Below are 20,351 nucleotides of genomic sequence, written 5' to 3'. Positions count from 1 at the left end.
GACGGATCAGCCCCCGGTGCCGGGCTGGACGATCGTCACGAACACCGACGACTCGTTCCCGGCCACCGGCACCTCACCGGCCGTCCACGCCACCTTCAGCGGGTCCCGCTCGTCGGGCGGCGTGACGAGCAGCGCGGCCGGCACGGCGGTGCGGGCGCCGCTGATCTCGGGGCTGGCGAAGGTCAGGCCGGCCCAGGCACTGCTGCCCGGGGTCAGTGTGACGGTCATGGGCGTGTCGGGGGTGCGCTTCGGGTCCGGGCCGAGCTGCTTGCCCGACGCGTCCACGAACGCGGCACCGGGATAGCCGTGCAGGGTGCAGGTGTGGCCGCCGGTGTTGGTCAGCACGATCGGGAAGTTGCGCTGCCCGGCCCCCGGGCTGGGCCGGCCGATCGCCGCGCGCAACTCGGAGGTGTGGCAGCGGCTGCCGGGCCCCGCGGACTGGGTCGCGGGGCTGGCGGTGTCGGCGGCGCCCGGTGAGGTCGTGCCCGGCTCGGGCGTGGGGCTCCCGGTGCCGGTCGCGGCCGGTGCCGTCGTACGGCCGGCCGTGCCGGGCGGTGTCGACACGGCGCCGGTGGTGTCGCCGCCGTTGCCGCACGCCGTGAGCAGGCTCAGCAGTGCGACCGCGCCGACGAGGGGAGTCGCCCGGTGTGTCGCCCGGTGTAAGGAGGGGCATACCCGTGCAGGTCCCATGTATCACGACTCCCCGTTATGGCGTCGGTTACTCGCCCTCTTCGAGAAGTGCGATCTCGGCCCAGATCGTCTTGCCGTCGGCCGTGTGCCTGTTGCCCCAGCGCTGGGTGAGCTGCGCGACCAGCAGCAGTCCGCGGCCGCCCTCGTCGAAGGTCTTGGCGCGGCGCAGATGCGGTGCCGTGTGGCTGGTGTCGGACACCTCGCAGATCAGCCTGGCCGCGTCATGGATCAGCCGGAGCCGGATGGGTCGGGTGCCGTAGCGGATCGCGTTCGTCACCAGCTCGCTCACCACCAGCTCCGTGGTGAACGACGCCATGGTCAGGTTCCAGACGCCGAGTTGGTCCAGGACCTGCTTGCGGATCGGCGCGACGAGGGCCGGGTCCGCCGGGATGTCCCAGGTCGCCACCCGCGAGGCGGGCAGCCCCTGGGTGCGGGCCAGCAGCAGCGCCACGTCGTCCGCGGCGCCGCCCTGCGGGAGCAGCGCGTGCAGAACGCGGTCGCAGGCCTCGTCCAGCGAGTCCGACAAGCCCGACAGCGCGTCGCACAGGATCGCGCGGCCGGCGTCGACATCGCGCTCCCGGCTCTCGATCAGGCCGTCGGTGAACAGGGCGAGCACCGTGCCCTCGCGCAGTTCGAACTCGGCGGACTCGAACGGCAGCCCGCCCAGGCCCAGCGGCGGCCCGGCGGGCAGCTCGATCTCCCGCGGCGCGCCGCCGGGCGGGATCATCACGGGCGAGGGGTGTCCGGCCCGGGCCAGGGTGCAGCGCCGGGAGACCGGGTCGTACACCGCGTACAGACAGGTGGCGCCGACCTCGCCGGAGCCGCCCTCGTGGCCCGCCTCGTCCGACAGCCGCACGACCAGGTCGTCGAGGTGGGTGAGCAGTTCGTCGGGCGCCAGGTCGATGTCGGCCAGGGTGCGCACGGCGGTGCGCAGCCGGCCCATGGTGGCCGAGGCCTGGATGCCGTGGCCGACGACGTCCCCGACGACCATCGCCACCCGCATCCCGGACAGCGGGATCACGTCGAACCAGTCGCCGCCCACCCCCGAGCGCGCCGCCGGGAGATAGCGCGACGCCGCCTCCACCGCGGCCGTGCGCGGCAGGGAGCGCGGCAGCAGGCTGCGCTGCAGGGCGAGGGCGGTCTCGCGTTCGCGCGAGTAGCGGCGGGCGTTGTCGATGCAGACCGCGGCGCGGGCCGTCACCTCCTCGGCCAGCAGTGCGTCGTCCGGCGTGAACGGCTGGGAGTTCCGGAACCGGGTGAGCACGGCGACGCCCAGGGTGGTGCCGCGGGCCTGGATCGGTACGGACATGGTGGTGTGGATGCCGTATTCGCGGATCCGCTCGGCGCGCACCGGGTCCCAGGCGAGCCACTCCTGCAGGTCGCCGGTCGACATCGAGGCCACGATGGTGTGGCCCGCCAGCAGCGCGTCGGCCTGCGGTGACGGGGCGGGGTACACATCCAGATGCCCGGGCTCGACCACGGCCTCGGGGCTGCCCGGATTGACGGACTGGTGCGCCATCCTGCGCAGGGCGATCGGTGCGGTCAGCCGGCCGGTGGGCGATTCGCCGCCGTGCTCCGGGGGGTCCAGCAGATCGACGCTGATGAAGTCGGCGAGGGCGGGGACGCAGATGTCCGCCAGTTCCTGGGCCGTGCGGGTGACGTCGAGGGTGGTGCCGATACGGACGCTGGCCTCGTTCACGAGCTGGAGCCGCTTCTGGGCCAGGTACTGCTCGGTGAAGTCGTGCGCGGCGACGGTCACGCCGCGCACCCGGCCCTTGGCATCGGTGATCGGGGCCAGCCGGGCCAGCCAGGTGTTCGCGCGGTCGTCGCCGACCGGGACGTAGGTCCGTACGTCCGTGCCCCGGCCCGTGGTGAGCACGCGAAGCAGTTGCCGCTCGATGTCCTGGCTCTGCGGTCTGCCGGTCAGCTCGGGCACCCGCAGCCCGCGCACATGCTCCTCGGAGAGGCTGAGGATCTCCGCCATGACGGGGTTGATCCTGCGCAGCCGGAGCCGCTCGTCGTAGATCGCGACGGCACACGGGGACGCGAGGAGCCCGACGTCGTCCAGCGGGTCGTCGGGCAGCCGGGGGCCGTCCCCCTCGATCGGGGTGACCACGAGCCACTGGTGGTGGCCGTCGTCCCGCGGCCGCACCCGGTGGGCCAGCAGCCACACGGACACGGTGCCGCCGTCGCGGTGGCGCAGCGTGAGGATGCCGTCCCAACGGTCGCCGTCCGGGGTGCGGGACCCGCGGCCCGCCTCGCCGGCCAGGAGCTCCGCGGCGGGCCGCCCCACGACTTCGGCGGCCCGGTGGCCCAGCAGCCGCTCGGCGCCCGCGTTCCACTCGACGAGCAGACCGTCGTCGTCGACGACCGCTCGAGCTGTCGCGGCGTCGTCGAACGGATACTCCGGGCTCATTGCTCCAGGCTAGTCCGTTCCAGCCCCGTCCAACCCTGATCCCACTGGCCGCACTCTTGACTGTCCCGCGCGCCCACCAGTCAGAATCTGTTCGCTCACGATCAGTTGTGAGTACTTCTGGGCCCTGATGAGGGAGAGCCGCCATGACAGTCACTCGAAGATCGTTACTGCTCGCCGGCACGGCCGCGCCGGCCGCCGGAGCCCTGCTGAACACCTCGACGGCACACGCCGCTCAGGCCGTCGCGGCCGCCGGGAAAACCTCCGGCCGCCGCACGGTCCCGCTGCGCGACGGCTGGCGCTTCGCCCTGGTGAACCCGAGCGGGATCACCGACCCGACCGGTGCCCACGCCGACGCCGCCGAGCCCGGCCACGACGACTCGGACTGGCGCGAGGTCGCCGTGCCGCACGACTGGTCCATCGAGTCCGCCCCGACCACCGAGCACGGCACCACCAGCGGCACCGGCTTCTTCCCGGGCGGCCTGGGCTGGTACCGCCTCACCTTCACCCTGCCGCCCGCGCTCGCGGGCAAGCGGATATCGGTGGAGTTCGACGGCGTCTACATGGACTCGTACATCTACTGCAACGGCACGGAGGCCGGCCGTCACCCCTACGGCTACACCGGATTCGCCCTCGACCTCACCGACCTGCTGCACACCGACGGCAGCACCGAGAACGTCCTCGCGGTCAAGGTGCAGAACCGGTTGCCCAGCAGCCGCTGGTACTCGGGCAGCGGCATCTACCGCGAGGCCCGCCTCGTCGTCACCGAGCCCGTGCACGTGGCGCGCTGGGGCACCCACGTCACGACGCCGGAGATCACCGAGGAGCGGGGCGTGGTCCGGGTGCGGACCTCGGTGGTGAACGCCTCCGGCGGCGGCACGGACGTCGAGATCGTCTCGCGGATCGTCGATCCCCGGGGCCGTACCGTCGCCCGTACGTCCGCCACGGCCGCCGTCACCGACAGGGCGACCGAGACCCACGAACTCACCGTCCCCGACCCGAAACTGTGGGACTTCGCGACCCCGCACCACCGCTACACCCTGAAGACGGAGCTGCGCGTCGGCGGCAGGACCACCGACACCTACCGCACCACCTTCGGCTTCCGCACCTTCCGCTTCGACCCGGACGAGGGCTTCCACCTCAACGGCGAGTACAGCAAGATCAAGGGCGTCGACCTCCACCACGACCTCGGAGCCCTGGGCGCCGCCGTCAGCATCGACGCGATCCGGCGGCAGATGACCATCATGAAGTCGATGGGCGTCAACGCCTTCCGCACCTCCCACAACCCGCCCTCGCCGGAGATGATCCGGGTCTGCGAGGAGCTGGGCATCGTGATGCTGGTGGAGGCTTTCGACTGCTGGCGGACCGGCAAGACGCGCTACGACTACGGGCGGTTCTTCGAGGAGTGGTGCGAGAAGGACGCCACCGAGATGGTGCTCGCGGCCCGCAACTCGCCCGCCGTGCTCATGTGGTCCATCGGCAACGAGGTCCCCGACTCCACCTCCGCCGCCGGGCTCGCCATGGCCGACCGCGTCATCGACGCCATCAAGGCCGCCGACGACACCCGCCCGCTGATCATCGGTTCCGACAAGTACCGCAGCCTGCCCGCCAAGGGCTCGGCGGCCGATCTGATGCTGGCCAAGCTGGACGGCCTCGGCCTCAACTACAACACCGCCAAGTCGGTGGACCAACTGCACGCGGCCTACCCGCACCTGTTCCTCTTCGAGTCCGAGTCGTCCTCCGAGACCTCCACCCGCGGCACGTACCAGGAGCCCGAGCGTCTCAACACGGGTGAGAACCACACGCCGGGCAAGCGGGCGACCTCGTCGTACGACAACAACCTCGCCTCCTGGACGATGAGCGGAGAGTACGGGCACAAGAAGGACCGGGACCGGAAGTGGTTCGCCGGGCAGTTCCTGTGGTCGGGCATCGACTACATCGGCGAGCCCACGCCGTACGACGTCTTCCCGGTGAAGGCGTCCTTCTTCGGCGCGGTCGACACGGCCGGCTTCCCGAAGGACATGTACTACCTGTTCCAGAGCCAGTGGGTCGACGAGCCGATGGTCCACCTGCTGCCGATGACCTGGAATCACCGGGAGGGCGACACGGTCGAGGTGTGGGCGTACTCCAATGTCGACACCGTCGAGCTGTTCCTCAACGGCAAGTCCCTCGGCACCCGGACCTTCGACACCAAGAAGACCCTCGACGGCCGCGCCTACCTGGAGACCACCGAGGCGACCGGCGACGACAAGACCTTCACCGACGGGCCCTACCCCGGCAGCTACACCAGCCCCAACGGCAGCGCGGGCAAACTCCACCTCACCTGGAAAGTGCCGTACCGGGCAGGGGAGTTGAAGGCCGTGGCCCGCAGGCACGGCAAGGTGGTCGCCACCGACGCGCTGCGTACGGCCGGTGCGCCGACGGCCGTGCGGCTGACCGCCGACCGCACGGCACTGACCGCGGACGGCCATTCGCTGGTCTTCGTGACCGCCGAGGTCGTGGACGCCCGGGGCGTGCTCGTGCCCGACGCCGAGCACCTGATCACCTTCGAGGTGGCGGGCGGATCGCTCGCCGGGCTCGACAACGGGCGGCAGGAGAGCGCCGAGCGCTATCAGGCGAGCACGCGCACCGCCTTCCATGGCAAGGCGCTCGCGATCGTACGGTCCGGGACGAAGCCGGGCACCCTGAAGGTGACCGCACGGGCGGAGGGGCTGCGGCCGGGCGGCGTGGCCGTCAAGCAGACCCCGGCCCGGTCGGTGGCGCTCACCCCGGCCGCGGTCTTCGAGCCCGACCACCCGGCGCCCCCGGAGTACCCCTTCGCGGACGCCAGTTACTCCGGCAGGGCGGACACCCTCCCCGCCGCCATGCTCGACGGCGACCCGGCCACCGGCTGGTCCAACGGCTTCTCAAAGGCGGCGACCGCGCTGCTGCCCTCCTTCGACGGGGCCAGGACCGAGGACTGGGTGTCCATCGACTTCGGACGGGCACGGACGTTCGACCGGGTGGAGGTCTCCTTCACCGTGGACGCCACGCACACCCTGCCCGCGTCCGTCGCGGCCGAGGTGTGGGACGGCCGCCGGTATCTGCCGGCCGAGGGGGCGGACGTCGACTGGGCCGACACCTCGGACACCCCGACCGCCATCACCTTCGATGCCGTACGCGGCTCCCGGCTACGGCTCACGCTGGTCAGCGCCCATCCGGGGGAGGCGCGTGGGGCGGTGCGGATCAGCAGGCTGGAGGTGCCGACGAGCTGAGCCGCTGAGCGGTCCGGACGGGACGCTCTCCCGCCAGTCACGTCCGGACCGTTGACGGACTGTCATGTCGGCAACAAGCATGGCTGCGTCCGCATCTGGGAGCGCTCCCACCGCGAGCGTCACCCGCACCTCACCCGAGGAGCCCAGACGTGAAACGACGCAGAACCGCCCTGTTGTCCCTGACGGCCCTGCTGGCGGCGGGGCTCATCGCACTCCCGGCCGCCCCGGCCGGCGCCGAAGAGGTGGAGCAACTCAAGAACGGCACCTTCGACAGCACCACCGAGCCGTGGTGGGCGACCAGCAACGTCACCGCGGGCCTGTCCGACGGACAGCTCTGTGCCGACGTCCCCGGCGGCACCGCCAACCGCTGGGACGCCGCCGTCGGCCAGAACGACATCACGCTGGTGAAGGGGGAGTCGTACCGCCTCTCCTTCACCGCGAACGGCTCGCCCGCGGGGCACGTCGTGCGCGCCCTCGTCGGCCTGTCGGCGGAGCCGTACGACACCTACTTCGAGGTGACGCCGGAGCTGAGCGTCTCCGGGAACTCCTACGCGTACACCTTCACCTCACCCGTCGACACCCCGCAGGGCCAGGTCGCCTTCCAGCTCGGCGGCAGCGCCGACGCCTGGCGCTTCTGCATGGACGACGCCTCGCTCCTCGGCGGTGTCCCGCCCGAGGTGTACGAGCCCGACACCGGACCCCGGGTGCGGGTGAACCAGGTCGCCTATCTGCCCGCCGGGCCGAAGAACGCCACGCTCGTCACCGACGCCACCGCTCGGCTCCCCTGGAAGCTGAAGAACGCCGGTGGTGCCGTGGTCGCCCACGGCTGGACCGTTCCGCGCGGCACCGACGTCTCCTCCGCGCAGAACGTCCACTCCATCGACTTCGGCGCCTACCGCAAACAGGGCCAGGGCTTCACGCTGGTCGCCGACGGCGAGGAGAGCCGGCCCTTCGACATCGGGACGGCCGCCTATGAGCGGCTGCGCCTGGACTCCGCGAAGTACTACTACACGCAGCGCAGCGGCATCGCGATCCGCGACGATCTGCGCCCGGGCTATGCCCGCCCCGCCGGACACGTCGACGTCGCACCCAACCGGGGCGACGGGGCCGTGCCCTGCCAGCCGGGGGTGTGCGACTACACGCTCGACGTCACCGGCGGCTGGTACGACGCCGGCGACCACGGCAAGTACGTCGTCAACGGCGGCATCTCGGTGTGGGAGCTGCTGAGCACGTACGAGCGTGAACTGCTGGCCCGCACCGGCAAGCCGGGAAAGCTGCGGGACGGCACGCTCGCCATCCCGGAGAGCGGCAACAAGGTGCCGGACCTCCTGGACGAGGTCCGCTGGGAGCTGGAGTTCCTGCTGAAGATGCAGGTGCCCGCGGGGCAGCCACTGGCCGGCATGGCGCACCACAAGATCCATGACGAGCAGTGGACGGGCCTGCCGCTGATGCCGCACGACGATCCGCAAAAGCGCGAGCTGCATCCGCCGTCCACCGCGGCCACCCTGAACCTGGCCGCGACGGCCGCGCAGGCCGCGCGCCTGTACAAGCCGTACGACAAGCGGTTCGCGGCGAAGACACTGGCCGCCGCCCGCACGGCGTGGTCGGCGGCGCTCGCCCACCCCGACCGGTACGCCTCCGAGAGCGACGGCGTCGGCGGCGGCGCCTACGCCGACAGCGACGTCACCGACGAGTTCTACTGGGCCGCGGCCGAGCTGTATCTGACCACGGGGGAGAAGCAGTTCGCGGACCGCGTCCTGAACTCGCCCGTGCACACCGCCGACGTCTTCGGCGCCCTCGGCTACGACTGGGCCAGGACCGCCGCGGCGGCCCGGCTGGACCTCGCGACCGTGCCGAGCAAGCTGCCCGGCCGGGACAAGGTCCGCCGCTCGGTGATCAAGGGCGCCGACCGCTACCTGGCCACCCTGAAGGCACAGCCGTACGGCATGCCCTACGCCCCCGAAGGCAACCTCTACGACTGGGGCTCCAATCACCAGATCCTGCACAACGCCGTCGTCATCGCCACCGCGTACGACATCACCGGCGCCTCGAAGTACCGCGACGGCGCCGTGCAGAGCATGGACTACCTCTTCGGCCGCAACGCGCTGAACATCTCGTACGTCACCGGCTACGGCGAGGTCAACGCCCACAACCAGCACGCCCGTTGGTATGCCCACCAGCTCGACCCGAGCCAGCCGAACCCGCCCGACGGCACGCTCGCGGGCGGGCCGAACTCGAGCATCCAGGACCCCTACGCACAGAGCAAACTCCAGGGCTGCGTCGGCCAGTTCTGCTACATCGACGACATCCAGTCCTGGTCGACGAACGAGCACACGATCAACTGGAACTCCGCCCTGACCCGGATGGCCTCGTTCGTGGCCGACCAGGGATGAGGACAGCCCTGGTCAAGGAGTGACGTTCTTGACCGGGAGGTCCTTGCTCGCGCCCGCCACGTAGTAGTCCTTGGGCGCGGAGAAGATCACGAACTCGTTGTCGTAGTCCCGGATCTTGGCGCGGACGGTGAAGTTGCCGCGGGCGTCCGTGGTGGTCTGGGCGTTGTGGGAGCTCTCGAAGTACGTCCGCAGGAACACCCGGGTGCCGGCGATCGGGCCGTGCCCGGCGGGCCAGGCGATCCTGCCCTTCACCACGAGGGTGTCGCCCTCGCGCACCGTGGTCTTGTTCACCCGGTACGCGAGGGCGCTGGTGACCGGCCGCACCTTGACGGTCGTGTCCGCGAACGCCATGTGGAAGTCGGTGGGATCGGTGTCGTAGACCGCCCGGAACATCACTTCGTGCCGCGGGAACAGATACGGGCTGGGCGTGCTCTCCACCCGGTCCGCGGGGACGTCCTCGAGGGTGAAGTGCCCCTCGGCGTCCGTGCGGACGGTGCCCAGGTCACGGGTCTCCCACTCGGTCGGGTCGATGGGGTCGCCCCATGGGTTCCAGGTGTCGAACAGCACGGACTCCTCGAGCCGGACCGGCGCGTCGGCCACGGGCGTGCCGTCGGTGCGGGTCAGGGTGCCGGTCAGGTCGACCGTGCGGTGGGCGTAGTCGGTCGTGGCGGTGCTGCTGTCGAGCGTCACCACGTACTCGTCGCCGTCCGCCGCGTGGGCGGGCGGTAAGGCCACCGCCGAGGCGGCGACGAGCAGGACGGCGACGGCGGTCGATCGGGCTGCCGTTGAGCGCAGGTGCATGGGAACTCCGTTGGTGAGGTGAGCCGTTGTCGTGCCCGAGGCACCGAAGGTGTCGGTATGGGGTGTGACAGCGGGCCGGCACCGCGGGTTGTAAGGGGCCGTGCGGCGTTACGGCCCCAGTACACGCCGTTCGACTGCTGGTCGCCTTCCCGTTGCCCTACGGTTCGTGCTCGACCAGCTCGCCGGGCCGTTCATGAGCGGTGAGGGTGTGGAGCCGGGCCTGGCTCAGCGGCTCGTGCACCTCGACGTACTCGCCGTGCGGGAGCCGCTTGATCACACCGGTCTCGCGGCCGTGCGCCACCCGCTCCCGGTCCCGTAGTTGCAGCCCCAGGCAGATGCGGCGGGTGACGACGAACACGGCCACCGGGACGACGAGCGTCGCGATACGGATCGCCCAGGTCACGGTGTTGATCGACAGATGGAGGCGGGTCGCCACGATGTCGTTTCCGCCGCCGGCCAGCAGGATCAGATAGAGGCTGATCCAGGCCGCGCCGAGCCCCGTACGGACCGGCCGGTTGCGCGGGCGGTCGAGGATGTGGTGCTCACCCCTGTCGCGCGTGACGCGGGCCTCCAGGAAGGGATACACGCCGATGAGGACCAGCAGCAGCGGGAAGACCACGACCGGGATCAGCACCCCGAGCACCAGCGTGTGCCCCCACAGGGTGATCTCCCAGCCCGGCATGATCCGCACCAGGCCCTCGGCGAAACCCAGGTACCAGTCGGGCTGGGCGCCGGTGGAGACCTGGTCGGCGCGGAAGGGGCCGTAGGACCAGACCGGGTTGATCGTCGCCACGGCCGCCATCAGGGCGAGCGCGCCGAAGACCAGGAAGAAGAACCCGCCCGCCTTCGCCATGTACACCGGCATGAACGGGGCGCCGATCACATTGCGCTCGGTGCGCCCCGGGCCCGCGAACTGGGTGTGCTTGTGGTACACGACCAGCAGGATGTGCGCCACGACCAGCGCCGCCATGATGCCCGGGACCACCAGGATGTGCAGCGAGTAGAAGCGGGCCACGATGTCGTCCCCCGGGAACTCGCCGCCGAACAGGAACATCGACAGATACGTCCCGACGATCGGGACCGACAGCAGCGCCCCGTTCACGAACCGCAGGCCCGTCCCCGACAGCAGGTCGTCCGGCAGCGAGTAGCCGAACAGCCCCTCGAACATGCCGAGGAACAGCAGCGTCCAGCCGAACAGCCAGTTGACCTCCCGCGGCTTGCGGAACGAGCCGGTGAAGAAGTGCCGCATCATGTGCGCGAGCATCCCGGCGACGAACACCAGCGCCGCCCAGTGGTGCACCTGCCGCATCAGCAGCCCGCCGCGCACGTCGAAGCTGATGTCCAGCGTGGAGGCGTACGCCTCGGACATGCGCACGCCGTTCAGCGGGAGGTAACTGCCGTGATACGTCACCTCGTTCATCGAGGGATGGAAGAAGAAGGTCAGATACACGCCGGTCAGGATCAGCACGACGAAGCTGTACAGACAGATCTCGCCGAGCAGGAAGGACCAGTGGTCCGGGAAGACCTTGCGCAGGTACTTCCGGCCCAGGGAGCGGGTGCCGAGCCGGCCGTCGAACCAGTCCGCCACCCGCTCACCCCGCCCCGGCAGTTCGCGCGCGCTCATGCCTCCCCCCGCTGCACATGCGTGAGCTTGTCCGGATTGGCCACGACGTAGACGCCGGACACCTGCTCGCCGTCCGGCGTCAGGTCCAGGACCAGGACGGCGTACGGCTCCTCGCCCTGGAACAGCACCGCCGCGTCGTCGCCGTTGACCCGCCGGTAGTGCAGGTCCAGATGACGGCCGCCCCGGCGTGCCAGCGAGTCGAAGAGCCGGGCCGCCTTGTCCCGGCCGTGCACCGGACGCAGCCCCGCCCCCTTGCGCTTGCCGCCGCCGTCCGCCCACACCGTCACGTCCGGCGCCAGGATCTCCATCAGCTCGGCGATGTCCCCGCCCACCGCGGCCCGTACGAACCGCTCGGTCGCCTCCCGCCGCACCCGCGGATGCGCCTCGTACAACGGCCGCCGGGCGTGCACATGCCCGCGCGCACGATGCGCGAGCTGCCGTACGGCCGCCGGGCTGCGCTCGATGATCTCCGCGATCTCGGTGTGCGCGTAGCCGAACACCTCGTGCAGCACGAACACCGCACGCTCCAGCGGCGTCAGCGACTCCAGCACGACCAGCATCGCCAGCGACACGGACTCGGTGCGCAGCGCCGGGTCCTCGACGCCGTCCTCCTCGCCCTGGGCGACCAGCGGCTCCGGCAGCCACGGGCCGACGTACGTCTCCTGCCGGCGGCTGATCGCGGCCCGTCGCGTCAGCGCGTGGTTGACGGCGATCCGCACCAGATACGCCCGCGGGTTTGCGACCCCGTCGAGCGGCGAGCCGCCTCCGCGCGCCGTCCACGACAGCCAGGTCTCCTGCAGGACGTCCTCGGTGTCGGCGACGCTGCCGAGCATGTTGTAGACGACGCCGAACATCAGCTCACGGTGCTCGACGAAGACGGCGGTCGCGTCGTCGGTGACGGGTACGGGGATGTCGGACATACGGGGGCCTCCTGTGCGCGCTCACTACTGCGAGGCCCGGCGGGGGTCGGAATGTGACATCCCACGGTCGAATGTGACCCACGTCTCCTCTGCCGAATGTCCGGCGGCGGTGCTCCGGTGCCGCCCGGTACCAGTGTGCATCACGCTTGACCAGCGAGTATTTACGGGTAAGTACCCGAGCGGTACCGTGAGAGCCATGCCAGCTCTCAATGTGGAGTTCAGCGACCGCGAACTAGAGGACCTGCGGCAGATCGCCAAGGAACGCGGTACGTCGATGAAGGCGCTCGTCCGGGAGGCCGCCGCGGCCGACATAGCACGGCATCGGGCGCTGCAGGAGGGCGCCGAGGCGTTCCGCCGGTTCTTCGCGACGCACGCCGACGAATTCGCGGCCGCCTTCCCCGACGACGAACCGCCCGTCAAGAGCGAGGGGCGGGCCGCCTGACCGATGGCACCCGTCCTTCACATCGACGTGCCCTGGCTGCTCCAGCGGCACGAAGAGGTCCTGCCGGACCAGCCCACGATCAACGACTTCTCCGCGTTGGTCGCAGCCGTCGCCCGCCATCGCGTCGATCCGCCCCGTCTGGGCGTCGACTCCGACCCGGCCTGGCGGGCCGCCGCGCTGCTGCACACCCTCGCCCTGCTCAAGCCGCTTCCCTCGGCCAACGCCCGCTTCGCCTGCGCCTCCGCGGTGGCCTACATGTTCGTCAGCGGCGTCGGCATCGACCCGCCCTACGGCGCCCTCGTCGACCTCGCCCGTGACCTGATCTCCGGCAAGGTCGATGTCTACGCGGCGGCCGACCGGCTGCGCTCCTGGCAGATCTGACCCCGCCCCGCCGCGCGGTCCCCGTTCCCTCCGCCCCGGGGCCGCCGACCGAGGGCGGGGGGAACGGAGCCTTCCCGGAGGGCCGCTCCCAGTGGACTACGCGGGGGCGTGCGCCGGGGAGCGTGCGTGGTGCTCCGGCGCGCGCGTCGGTTTCACACGGGGCGCGGGGAATGTCGAATGGTGACACGGCCGCGGCGAGTCGGCACCGTATCTGACCTTCTTTCAGTGTGACGGATGTTGCTCAAGTGCCTTGTTGGTCATGAGCGTGCTGTGCAAGGGTGAACATACCCGTGGGGGGTGGAAAAGGCCGGGCTCATGCGTTCCGTGGGGAACCGGTGCGGATGGACGTCGCCGAATTCCCGCTCCCCGCGCTCGTGTCGAAGAGGTACACACCAAGTCACCCCGTCCTTTTCGGCACCGGAACTCCTGTGTCATGCGCGTGGGAAGGAATCCGTTCAGTGCCCACCCCCCACCCCCCTCGCCCTCCTTACCCCCCACCCGGCGGTGTTCCGGAGGAATCCGACGAAGGCCTCGCCGCCAGACTCCGGGGCCGCCCGGACGGTGAGGCCGCTCCGTCCGTCGCGCTGCTCATGGCGCGGCACTGGCAACCGGCCCACGAATACGCGGTGATCTGTCTCGCCTCCCCGGCCGAGGCCGCGAACCTGGTCACCGCGGCCGCGTTCCACCACGTCCTCGACCGTCTGGCGATGGGCGAACCGGCCGCCGCGCTGCGCCCGCGGCTCCTCGTCGCGGTCCGGGACGCGGTCCGGCAGTGGTCGGCCGACGAACGAATAGCGGGCGTTCTGCCGGAAGTGAGGAAACCGGCGGGCGGACGTGGTATGCGTACCGCGAAGTCCATGACGCCCGAAAATCGGAAGCTTGCCGATCGGTCATTCCAGGCGCTTCCGGGAGTTTCCCGATGTCTGCTCTGGCACACCGAGGTCGAAGCCGAGCCGCTAAGCGTCCCCGCCGGTCTGCTGGGCATGGATACCGTTACCGCTTCGGCCGCGCTCGAACAAGCGCGTGATAAATTCCGCGAAGGCTGTGTACATGCCCATCGGGAACTCGCTCCGACGAAGGATTGCCGGTTCTACAACCGCCTGCTCGATGTCCCGATTCGCCGGGGCGGGGCCCTGTTGCCGGATGTACAGCAGCATCTGACGGAATGCCGCTACTGCCGTAACGCCGCCGAACAACTGAGCCATTTCGAGGGCGGGTTGGGCGTACTCATCGCCGAGGCGGTGCTCGGCTGGGGCGCACGCCGCTATCTGGACACCCGTCCCGGCCGTACCCGGGGCAGCGCGCCCCGAGCGCGTGGCTCCGCCCGGCACGGCTCCGCGCGCCGGCGCCTCCTGCCCCGCCTCCCCGGGCAGATCCGCAGATCGCCCGGCGGCCCGCGGGCCTCACGGACGGTGCTCACGGGGGTGGGGGTGGCCTCGGCCGGGCTGATCGCGATCCTGCTCGCCACCGGCCTGCCGTCGGACGACGACGGCGTCGACCCCGCCGCCACGGCCACCGGAGGCGACACCGGATCCCAGCTCCCGCCCGCGGTGTCCACCGCGCCCCCGGGCACCGCCGGGCTCCCCAACGCACCGCAGCAGACCAGGCTGCGCAACGCCGACGCCGAGCTGTGCCTCGACATCCGGGGCAAGCCCGAGGCGGGGGCCGGCACCGAGCTGGCCGAGTGCTCCGACGCCGACACCCAGCGGTGGTCGTACGAGAAGGACGGCCTGCTGCGCAGCGACGCGGACCGCGACCTGTGCCTGGACTCGCATGTGGACGCCGGTGTGGTGATCCTCGGCAAGTGTGCCGACGACGACTCCGAGCGCGCCGACGACGTGCGCTACGACCTCACCGTGCAGGGCGAGTTGCTGCCCCGCTGGGACGAGCAGCTCGCCCTGACCTTCACGACCGCGGACGTGGGCGCTGACATCGTCGTCAAGGTCCGCGACGGCTCCGAGTCGCAGCGCTGGCTGACGGATCCGCCGACGTCGGCGAGCCCCGGGGCGCTGTCGAGTGAGGAGGTGGAGACGCCTCAGGCGCGGGCGGTGCGGTTGAGGGAGGAGGAGGCGTAGGCGCTCCGCTGGGAGGGGGGTGTTGGTTTTCTGCGGCGCCGTTGGGGCTGGTCGCGCCCCGCGGCGGAGCCGCATATCGATACAGCCCCGCGCCCCTCTGGGGGCGTTTTGCCGAACCCCGCCTGGTCAGTTCACCACGTCCTGCGGCGGCCCGCCCGACAGGAAGTCGGTCACGTTCTGGGCCGCCGCCAGGGCGATGCGGACCAGGGTCGCGCGGGTGACGCCGCAGGCCAGGGCGCCTCGCGCTGGGCGACTTCGGGCCCGATCCGGCCCAGCCCCACGATGCCCAGCGCCTTGCCGCACAGCTCGGTCACTGACCGCTGCGCACCCCGCACTCGCGTGCCGCGTCCGCGGCGACGTGCGGTGCGATGACGGCGAGGACGTTCTTCGGGGCGGTCATGCGGAGTCCTCGATGAGATCGGAGGGGCTGATCGTCGCGGGGGTGGCGTGCCCGGACAGGGCGAGGGTGAGGTCGAGTTCGGCGAGCAGACAGCGGATGACGTGCTCGACGCCCGCCTGTCCGTCGAGGCCGAGCCCGTAGGCGTACGGCCGGCCGACGAGGACGGCCCGCGCGCCGAGGGCGAGGGCCTTGAAGATGTCGTCGCCGGTGCGGATGCCGCTGTCGAACAGCACGGTCAGCCGGTCGCCGACCGCCGCCACGACGCGGGGCAGGGCGTCCGCCGCCCCGACGGCGCCGGCCACCTGGCGGCCGCCGTGGTTGGAGACGATCACCCCGTCCATCCCGGCGTCGGCGGCCGCGCGGGCGTCGTCCGGGTGCAGGATGCCTTTCAGGACGATCGGGCCGTCCCAGTTCTCCCGCAGGAACGCCAGGTCCGGCCAGGTTTTCGCGGGGTCCGAGAACATCCCGACGAAATGCATGACCGCGGCGTTCGGATCCTCGTGCACCGGCTTGGCCAGGCCGGCCTGGAAGGCCGGGTCGGAGAAGTAGTTGGCCGTGCCCACGCCGTGCAGGAACGGCAGATACGCCTGGTCGAGATCGCGGGGCCGCCAGGCGAGCATCGGGGTGTCCAGGGTGACGACGAGCGCGCTGAACCCGGCCGCCTTCGCCCGGGTCAGGAAACTCCGCCCCACTTCCGGATCCTTCGGCCAGTAGAGCTGGAACCAGCGCTCGCCGTCCCCCATGGCCTCCGCCACCTGCTCCATCGGTGTGCTGGACGCCGAGGACAGGGTGAACGGCACGCCCTGCGCGGCGGCGGCACGGGCGGCCGCGCACTCGGCGTCCGGGTGCATGATCGACAGCACCCCGACCGGCGCCAGCGCCAGCGGAGCGGGCAGCGCACGGCCCAACACCTCGACGGACAGGTCCCGTTCGTGCACGTCCCGCAGCATCCGGGGCACGATCCGGCGCCGCCGCAGGGCCGCCCGGTTGGCGCGGGCGGTGCTCCCGTCGCCCGCGCTGCCCGCCACATAGCCGACGGGGCCGGGGCCGAGACGCCGCTCGGTCAGCTCCTCCAGCCGGGTCAGATCGGTGGGCAGCCGGGGCACGGCCCCCGACATCCCGTTCAGATAGATCTCGTACTGGAAGTCAGCCCAGTGCTTGCCCATGGGTACGCCCCGTCTCTCGCCACTGAGAACGCGCTGTAGGCAGACCATACCGACCGGTAGGCGGGGAAGTGGATCAAGGGGCGGTCACGGACTCGTGGAGGATGCCGGCCAGTTGGCGCGGCCGGGAGAACATCGGCCAGTGGCCGGTGTCCAGGTTCACCAGCTCCCAGCGCTCGCTCTTGAGGAGTTCGGCCGCAGCGCCCCACGGTTCGTCCCCGTCGAGGAGGCACTTGATGTACGTCCCCGCGAGCTCGCCCAGATCGCCGGTAAGCACGGCCGGTTCCGTCGCCGTGGCACCCGGGTGCGGGGTCGCGGGTCTATGAAGCGGGCGATCTGCTCGTCCGTGAGGTCCTGTCCCGCGCAGTCCTCGGCGGTCGGCGTCGGCCAGAAACCGGTCGCCTCGATGGCCTTGCGCACCTCGTCGCTCGGCCAGCCCGAGAGGAACGGCTCGCCGTCGACCGGAACATTCGCGTCGACGAACACCACACGGGTCAACCGGTCCCGTATCCGCTCGGCCGCCTGGCCGACCGGCACGCCGGAGTAGCTGTGTCCGACCAGGACGACGTCCCGCAGATCGAGACGCTCGATCTCGTCGACGATGTCTTGGACATGGGTCTGCTGCCCGGCGGGCTCACCCTGTCTCTCCGCGAGCCCGGACAACGTCAGCGGATGGACGCCGTGCCCGGCCGCACGCAGTGCCGCCGCCACCTCGTCCCACGCCCACGCTCCGAGCCACGCTCCTGCCACCAGTACGAAGTTGGTCATGCCCGCAACGTAGCCGACGGGTCTGACAACGACTCCTGCGTCAGTCGGTGTCCGTGTCCGTGGCCGCGTCCTCCGGCTCGCTGTCCGGCCCCTGTGCCCGGACCCGCTGGACGTTCTCCAGGGACTCGCGCAGGTCGGTGAGCCAGTCGTCGGTGTGCCGCTGGACCAGCCGTACGCACCAGGCGAGGGCCTCGCTGCGGCTGCGGGCGACACCGCCGGCGATCAGGGTGTCGAGGACCTGGCGCTCGGGCTGCCGCAGCCGGGTCATCACCGGCGCGGCGACATGCGTGAACAGGGCGCGCTCGCCGTCGCACTCCACGCCCCAGGAGACCTTCCTGCGGAACCGGCGCTCCGCGTCCCGGGCCACCTCGATCCGAGCTTCCCGGGTGCGCTCCCGGAACTCCTGGATCCGGCCCTCCACGGCCGCCTCCCGCTCGGTGTCCGAGACGCCCTCGGCCAGGTGGGGTGCGGGAATGCGGCCGATCACCGTGATCTCCTCGCGGTCGACCGTGACCTCGGTCAGCTCCTCGAAGAGGTCGTCCGGGAGGCGGCCGGCGAACCAGCCGCGCAGCTTCTCTCGTTGTTCGCTGGTAATCATGTAATCACGATTACTCCGCATCGCCGCGAACACAAGAGCGTGGCGGGCGTGTCAGCCGAGGGCTCAACCGGAATGTTTCAGGCCTATTAATCAGCATGCGCAATCCGGCCACTTGGCGCGTTGGAACGATCAAGAGGCGCCAAGTTACGGCGTTGGAACGTTCGAACTCCGTCACTTCGCGCCACTGATTCAATACGCAAGGTTACTGAAACCGGTGGTGTCGATGTGAGTTTCGGGGCCGGACTCGGCAGACTCCCGGTCGTCGTTCCGGCACCGATCGCGCCGGAGCCGGCACACCCTCGATTCCAGCGGAAGGATGCACACAATGCGGAACACCGCGCGTTGGGCAGCGACCCTCGGCCTCACGGCCACCGCCGTCTGCGGACCTCTCACCGGATCCGCCCTGGCCGACACGGACGCCGCCCCCGCCTCTCTCTACGCCCCCTCGGCCCTGGTGCTCACCGTGGCCCACGGTGACGCCGCCGCCATGACCACCCCGGTGCGCGCGGTGACTCTGAGCTGCGCCCCGAAGCCCTCGGGCACCCATCCCGCGCCTGGGTCGGCCTGCGCCGAACTGCGTGGGGTGAACGGGGACTTCGACGCCCTCGGAGGCAGAGACGGCGTGCTGTGCACCAAGCAGTACGACCCCGTGGTGGTCACGGTCGACGGGGTGTGGCAGGGCAAGCGCGTGTCCTACGAGCGCACCTTCGGCAACGAGTGCGTGAAGGGCTCCTACGGGACAAGCCTCTTCGCGTTCTAAAGGACCGGGATCGCACGGTCCCCGTGCAGTTCGGCAGCGGCTCGCGGATGGGGAGTGCGAGCTGAGCCGAGGAGGCCCTGCGATCTCGCATCGGGGGCCGGCCGGGCGGAGTGGGGCCGCCCGGCCGGCGCCTCGTAGTGCTACTGAAGTGCGCCCTGCTCGCCGGGGATTCCGGGGAGGAGGGGAAAGCGCCCCAGCAGGCCCGCGCCGCGCAACAGCCGCCGGATCCGCGGCGCGTCCGACACGACCCGCAGCCGGCCGCCCCGGTCCCTGGCCCGGGTCTCGGCCCGGCACAGGACGCGCAGCCCCGAGCAGTCGAAGAAGGCCACCCGCCGCAGATCGACCAGCACGTCCGACTCGGGGCCGGCGGTCGCGGCGGCCAGATGCTCGGCGAGGAGCGCCTCGGTCGCCAGATCGATCTCGCCCATGACCTCGACCACCGTGAACGAACCGCATCTGCGCGTGCGGGCATGGGCGTTCGCCGGGGGCGGCGCGGACCGGGAGGGGTCCATGGCCAGGCCCTCGATCGGATAAGGGGCGCGGTCGTCGGCATCCGGCGTCATGTCCGCTCCACCTCGGCAGGGGCGCATTTGATCGGGGTTGTTACCCGGGGGTGAGGCTCAGCATCCCTGCCGCGCCGCACGCAAGATCTAGTTCACTCGACCTGATGAATTTCGCCCAGCAGGGCTTGACCTTTCGTCGGTCCGTTCCGTTCCGCCGCCCAGCTCATATTCCTTGACAGGTATATAACTGTCGAGGCATGTTGGTGCCATGTCCGACGACGCCTCCCTCTGGAGCGCCCTCGCCGACCCCCGTCGGCGGGCCATCGTCGCGCTGCTCCTCGAGCGGCCGAGGTCCGTCGGGGAGATTGTGGAGGAGTGCGGGCTGAGCCAGCCGAGTACCTCGAAGCATCTGAAGGTGCTGCGGGAGGCCGGCCTGGTGCGGGTGCGGCAGGACGCGCAGCGGCGTGTCTACGCCCTCGACCCGGGCCCGATCGCCGAGCTGGACGCCTGGCTGGCGCCGTACCGGAAGCTGTGGAACGAGAGCCTCGACGCCCTGGGGCGCCGCCTGGACGCGGCGGCGTCGGACACCCCCGAGGAACCCGCGAGGAAGCCGCCCCGAAGGACTGATCCGCCATGACCACCGAGCTCACCGGCACCTATCTGACCCTGGACGACGGCCGCCCGGCCGTCCGCTTCAGCCGTACCTACGACCACCCCGTCGAGCGCGTCTGGCACTTCGTGACCGACGCCGACGAACTCGCCGCCTGGTTCCCGTTCCGCGCGGAGTTCGATCTGCGTCCCGGCGGCGCGGTCACCTTCCCCGACGACCCGGACATGGCGGATCTCCCGGGCACGGTCATCGCCGTCGACGCGCCCCGCCACCTGTCGTACGAGTGGGGCGGCGACGAGCTGCACTTCGACCTGGAGGAGATCGACGAGAAGCGCACCCGCTTCACCCTCACCAACGTCCTGGCCGCCGAGGACACCGCCGCCCGCACCAGCGCCGGATGGGAGGTGTGCCTCGCCGCCCTCGACGCCAAGGCGCGCGGCGAGAGGTTCGAGGAGCCGCACGCCGGGGTCGACGCGCCGTGGCAGGGCGTCTACGACGGCTATGTCGCCGCCGGATTCCCCTCGGGGGCACCGATCCCCGGCACCGAGGCCTGACC

Annotated in this window: 16 protein-coding genes and 1 pseudogene; 8 read left to right on the top strand and 9 right to left on the bottom strand. The window is 71.0% G+C overall.

The window, feature by feature from the left end:
- Positions 1 to 6: 6 nt before the first annotated feature.
- Positions 7 to 690: a DUF4232 domain-containing protein gene (locus ACP4J3_RS21855; protein WP_426536927.1), complete on the bottom strand. Its 684-nt coding sequence runs from the start codon at positions 688 to 690 to the stop codon at positions 7 to 9.
- Positions 691 to 718: 28 nt separating this feature from the next.
- A complete protein-coding gene (locus ACP4J3_RS21850) occupies positions 719 to 3,106 on the bottom strand; it encodes a SpoIIE family protein phosphatase (RefSeq protein WP_426536925.1) in 2,388 nt (795 codons plus the stop codon).
- Positions 3,107 to 3,249: 143 nt separating this feature from the next.
- Here ACP4J3_RS21850 and ACP4J3_RS21845 point away from each other — a divergent pair, with 143 nt between their 5' ends.
- Together ACP4J3_RS21845 and ACP4J3_RS21840 are read left to right on the top strand one after the other, a co-directional pair.
- Complete coding sequence (locus ACP4J3_RS21845; RefSeq protein ID WP_426536923.1) at positions 3,250 to 6,357, top strand: glycoside hydrolase family 2 TIM barrel-domain containing protein; 3,108 nt, start codon at positions 3,250 to 3,252, stop codon at positions 6,355 to 6,357.
- A 149-nt stretch (positions 6,358 to 6,506) separates the two neighbouring features.
- On the top strand, positions 6,507 to 8,750 hold the full coding sequence (locus ACP4J3_RS21840; protein WP_426536921.1) for a glycoside hydrolase family 9 protein: 2,244 nt from the start codon (positions 6,507 to 6,509) through the stop codon (positions 8,748 to 8,750).
- A 12-nt stretch (positions 8,751 to 8,762) separates the two neighbouring features.
- On the opposite strand, the gene ACP4J3_RS21835 is transcribed toward ACP4J3_RS21840, so the two are convergent.
- The 3 genes from ACP4J3_RS21835 to sigJ form a co-directional block, all read right to left on the bottom strand.
- A complete protein-coding gene (locus tag ACP4J3_RS21835) occupies positions 8,763 to 9,551 on the bottom strand; it encodes an acyl carrier protein (RefSeq protein ID WP_426536919.1) in 789 nt (262 codons plus the stop codon).
- A 157-nt stretch (positions 9,552 to 9,708) separates the two neighbouring features.
- Positions 9,709 to 11,175: a cytochrome b gene (locus ACP4J3_RS21830; protein ID WP_426536917.1), complete on the bottom strand. Its 1,467-nt coding sequence runs from the start codon at positions 11,173 to 11,175 to the stop codon at positions 9,709 to 9,711.
- Positions 11,172 to 12,095 (bottom strand): RNA polymerase sigma factor SigJ, encoded by a 924-nt coding sequence (sigJ, locus tag ACP4J3_RS21825; RefSeq protein WP_426536915.1) that lies wholly within the window; start codon positions 12,093 to 12,095, stop codon positions 11,172 to 11,174. Before sigJ ends, ACP4J3_RS21830 begins: the two co-directional genes overlap by 4 nt.
- Before the next feature lie 196 nt (positions 12,096 to 12,291).
- Between sigJ and ACP4J3_RS21820 the strand changes: the two genes are divergently transcribed.
- The 3 genes from ACP4J3_RS21820 to ACP4J3_RS21810 all read left to right on the top strand — a co-directional run bounded on the left by ACP4J3_RS21820 (position 12,292) and on the right by ACP4J3_RS21810 (position 14,993).
- Entirely contained in the window at positions 12,292 to 12,537 is a 246-nt protein-coding gene (locus ACP4J3_RS21820) for a hypothetical protein (protein WP_426536914.1), read from the top strand.
- 3 nt (positions 12,538 to 12,540) lie between these two features.
- Positions 12,541 to 12,918 (top strand): toxin Doc, encoded by a 378-nt coding sequence (locus tag ACP4J3_RS21815; protein ID WP_426536912.1) that lies wholly within the window; start codon positions 12,541 to 12,543, stop codon positions 12,916 to 12,918.
- Between the two features lie 458 nt (positions 12,919 to 13,376).
- Positions 13,377 to 14,993 carry an RICIN domain-containing protein gene (locus ACP4J3_RS21810; protein ID WP_426536910.1) on the top strand — a complete coding sequence of 539 codons (1,617 nt, stop codon included), beginning with the start codon at positions 13,377 to 13,379 and terminating at the stop codon, positions 14,991 to 14,993.
- A gap of 396 nt (positions 14,994 to 15,389) precedes the next feature.
- Here ACP4J3_RS21810 and ACP4J3_RS21805 read toward each other — a convergent pair whose 3' ends face one another.
- The 3 genes and pseudogenes from ACP4J3_RS21805 to ACP4J3_RS21795 all read right to left on the bottom strand — a co-directional run bounded on the left by ACP4J3_RS21805 (position 15,390) and on the right by ACP4J3_RS21795 (position 17,922).
- Positions 15,390 to 16,559, bottom strand: a complete 1,170-nt coding sequence (locus tag ACP4J3_RS21805; protein WP_426536908.1) for an alpha-hydroxy-acid oxidizing protein — start codon at positions 16,557 to 16,559, stop codon at positions 15,390 to 15,392.
- Between the two features lie 73 nt (positions 16,560 to 16,632).
- Positions 16,633 to 17,324, bottom strand: a pseudogene (locus tag ACP4J3_RS21800) (alpha/beta fold hydrolase).
- A 40-nt stretch (positions 17,325 to 17,364) separates the two neighbouring features.
- Complete coding sequence (locus ACP4J3_RS21795; RefSeq protein ID WP_426536906.1) at positions 17,365 to 17,922, bottom strand: hypothetical protein; 558 nt, start codon at positions 17,920 to 17,922, stop codon at positions 17,365 to 17,367.
- 325 nt (positions 17,923 to 18,247) lie between these two features.
- Here ACP4J3_RS21795 and ACP4J3_RS21790 point away from each other — a divergent pair, with 325 nt between their 5' ends.
- Positions 18,248 to 18,682 (top strand): protease inhibitor, encoded by a 435-nt coding sequence (locus ACP4J3_RS21790; protein WP_426536904.1) that lies wholly within the window; start codon positions 18,248 to 18,250, stop codon positions 18,680 to 18,682.
- Positions 18,683 to 18,822: 140 nt separating this feature from the next.
- Here ACP4J3_RS21790 and ACP4J3_RS21785 read toward each other — a convergent pair whose 3' ends face one another.
- Positions 18,823 to 19,245 (bottom strand): STAS domain-containing protein, encoded by a 423-nt coding sequence (locus tag ACP4J3_RS21785; protein ID WP_426536902.1) that lies wholly within the window; start codon positions 19,243 to 19,245, stop codon positions 18,823 to 18,825.
- Positions 19,246 to 19,453: 208 nt separating this feature from the next.
- Here ACP4J3_RS21785 and ACP4J3_RS21780 point away from each other — a divergent pair, with 208 nt between their 5' ends.
- Both ACP4J3_RS21780 and ACP4J3_RS21775 read left to right on the top strand, forming a co-directional pair.
- A complete protein-coding gene (locus tag ACP4J3_RS21780) occupies positions 19,454 to 19,822 on the top strand; it encodes an ArsR/SmtB family transcription factor (protein WP_426536900.1) in 369 nt (122 codons plus the stop codon).
- On the top strand, positions 19,819 to 20,349 hold the full coding sequence (locus ACP4J3_RS21775; RefSeq protein ID WP_426536898.1) for an SRPBCC family protein: 531 nt from the start codon (positions 19,819 to 19,821) through the stop codon (positions 20,347 to 20,349). Before ACP4J3_RS21780 ends, ACP4J3_RS21775 begins: the two co-directional genes overlap by 4 nt.
- Positions 20,350 to 20,351 lie beyond the last annotated feature (2 nt).

The sequence above is a fragment of the Streptomyces sp. UG1 genome (genome assembly GCF_049974585.1).
GTDB lineage: Bacteria > Actinomycetota > Actinomycetes > Streptomycetales > Streptomycetaceae > Streptomyces.
This window is presented reverse-complemented; position numbering and strand designations above follow the sequence as displayed.

Excerpts from the sequence above, each read along its gene's own strand:
- ACP4J3_RS21780 (WP_426536900.1), top strand. The coding sequence starts at position 19,454 with ATGTCCGACGACGCCTCCCTCTGGAGCGCCCTCGCCGACCCCCGTCGG.
- ACP4J3_RS21785 (WP_426536902.1), bottom strand. The coding sequence starts at position 19,245 with ATGACGCCGGATGCCGACGACCGCGCCCCTTATCCGATCGAGGGCCTG.
- ACP4J3_RS21815 (WP_426536912.1), top strand. The coding sequence starts at position 12,541 with ATGGCACCCGTCCTTCACATCGACGTGCCCTGGCTGCTCCAGCGGCAC.
- ACP4J3_RS21775 (WP_426536898.1), top strand. The coding sequence starts at position 19,819 with ATGACCACCGAGCTCACCGGCACCTATCTGACCCTGGACGACGGCCGC.
- ACP4J3_RS21845 (WP_426536923.1), top strand. The coding sequence starts at position 3,250 with ATGACAGTCACTCGAAGATCGTTACTGCTCGCCGGCACGGCCGCGCCG.
- ACP4J3_RS21820 (WP_426536914.1), top strand. The coding sequence starts at position 12,292 with ATGCCAGCTCTCAATGTGGAGTTCAGCGACCGCGAACTAGAGGACCTG.
- ACP4J3_RS21855 (WP_426536927.1), bottom strand. The coding sequence starts at position 690 with ATGGGACCTGCACGGGTATGCCCCTCCTTACACCGGGCGACACACCGG.
- ACP4J3_RS21805 (WP_426536908.1), bottom strand. The coding sequence starts at position 16,559 with ATGGGCAAGCACTGGGCTGACTTCCAGTACGAGATCTATCTGAACGGG.
- ACP4J3_RS21830 (WP_426536917.1), bottom strand. The coding sequence starts at position 11,175 with ATGAGCGCGCGCGAACTGCCGGGGCGGGGTGAGCGGGTGGCGGACTGG.
- ACP4J3_RS21850 (WP_426536925.1), bottom strand. The coding sequence starts at position 3,106 with ATGAGCCCGGAGTATCCGTTCGACGACGCCGCGACAGCTCGAGCGGTC.
- sigJ (WP_426536915.1), bottom strand. The coding sequence starts at position 12,095 with ATGTCCGACATCCCCGTACCCGTCACCGACGACGCGACCGCCGTCTTC.
- ACP4J3_RS21795 (WP_426536906.1), bottom strand. The coding sequence starts at position 17,922 with ATGATTACCAGCGAACAACGAGAGAAGCTGCGCGGCTGGTTCGCCGGC.
- ACP4J3_RS21835 (WP_426536919.1), bottom strand. The coding sequence starts at position 9,551 with ATGCACCTGCGCTCAACGGCAGCCCGATCGACCGCCGTCGCCGTCCTG.
- ACP4J3_RS21790 (WP_426536904.1), top strand. The coding sequence starts at position 18,248 with ATGCGGAACACCGCGCGTTGGGCAGCGACCCTCGGCCTCACGGCCACC.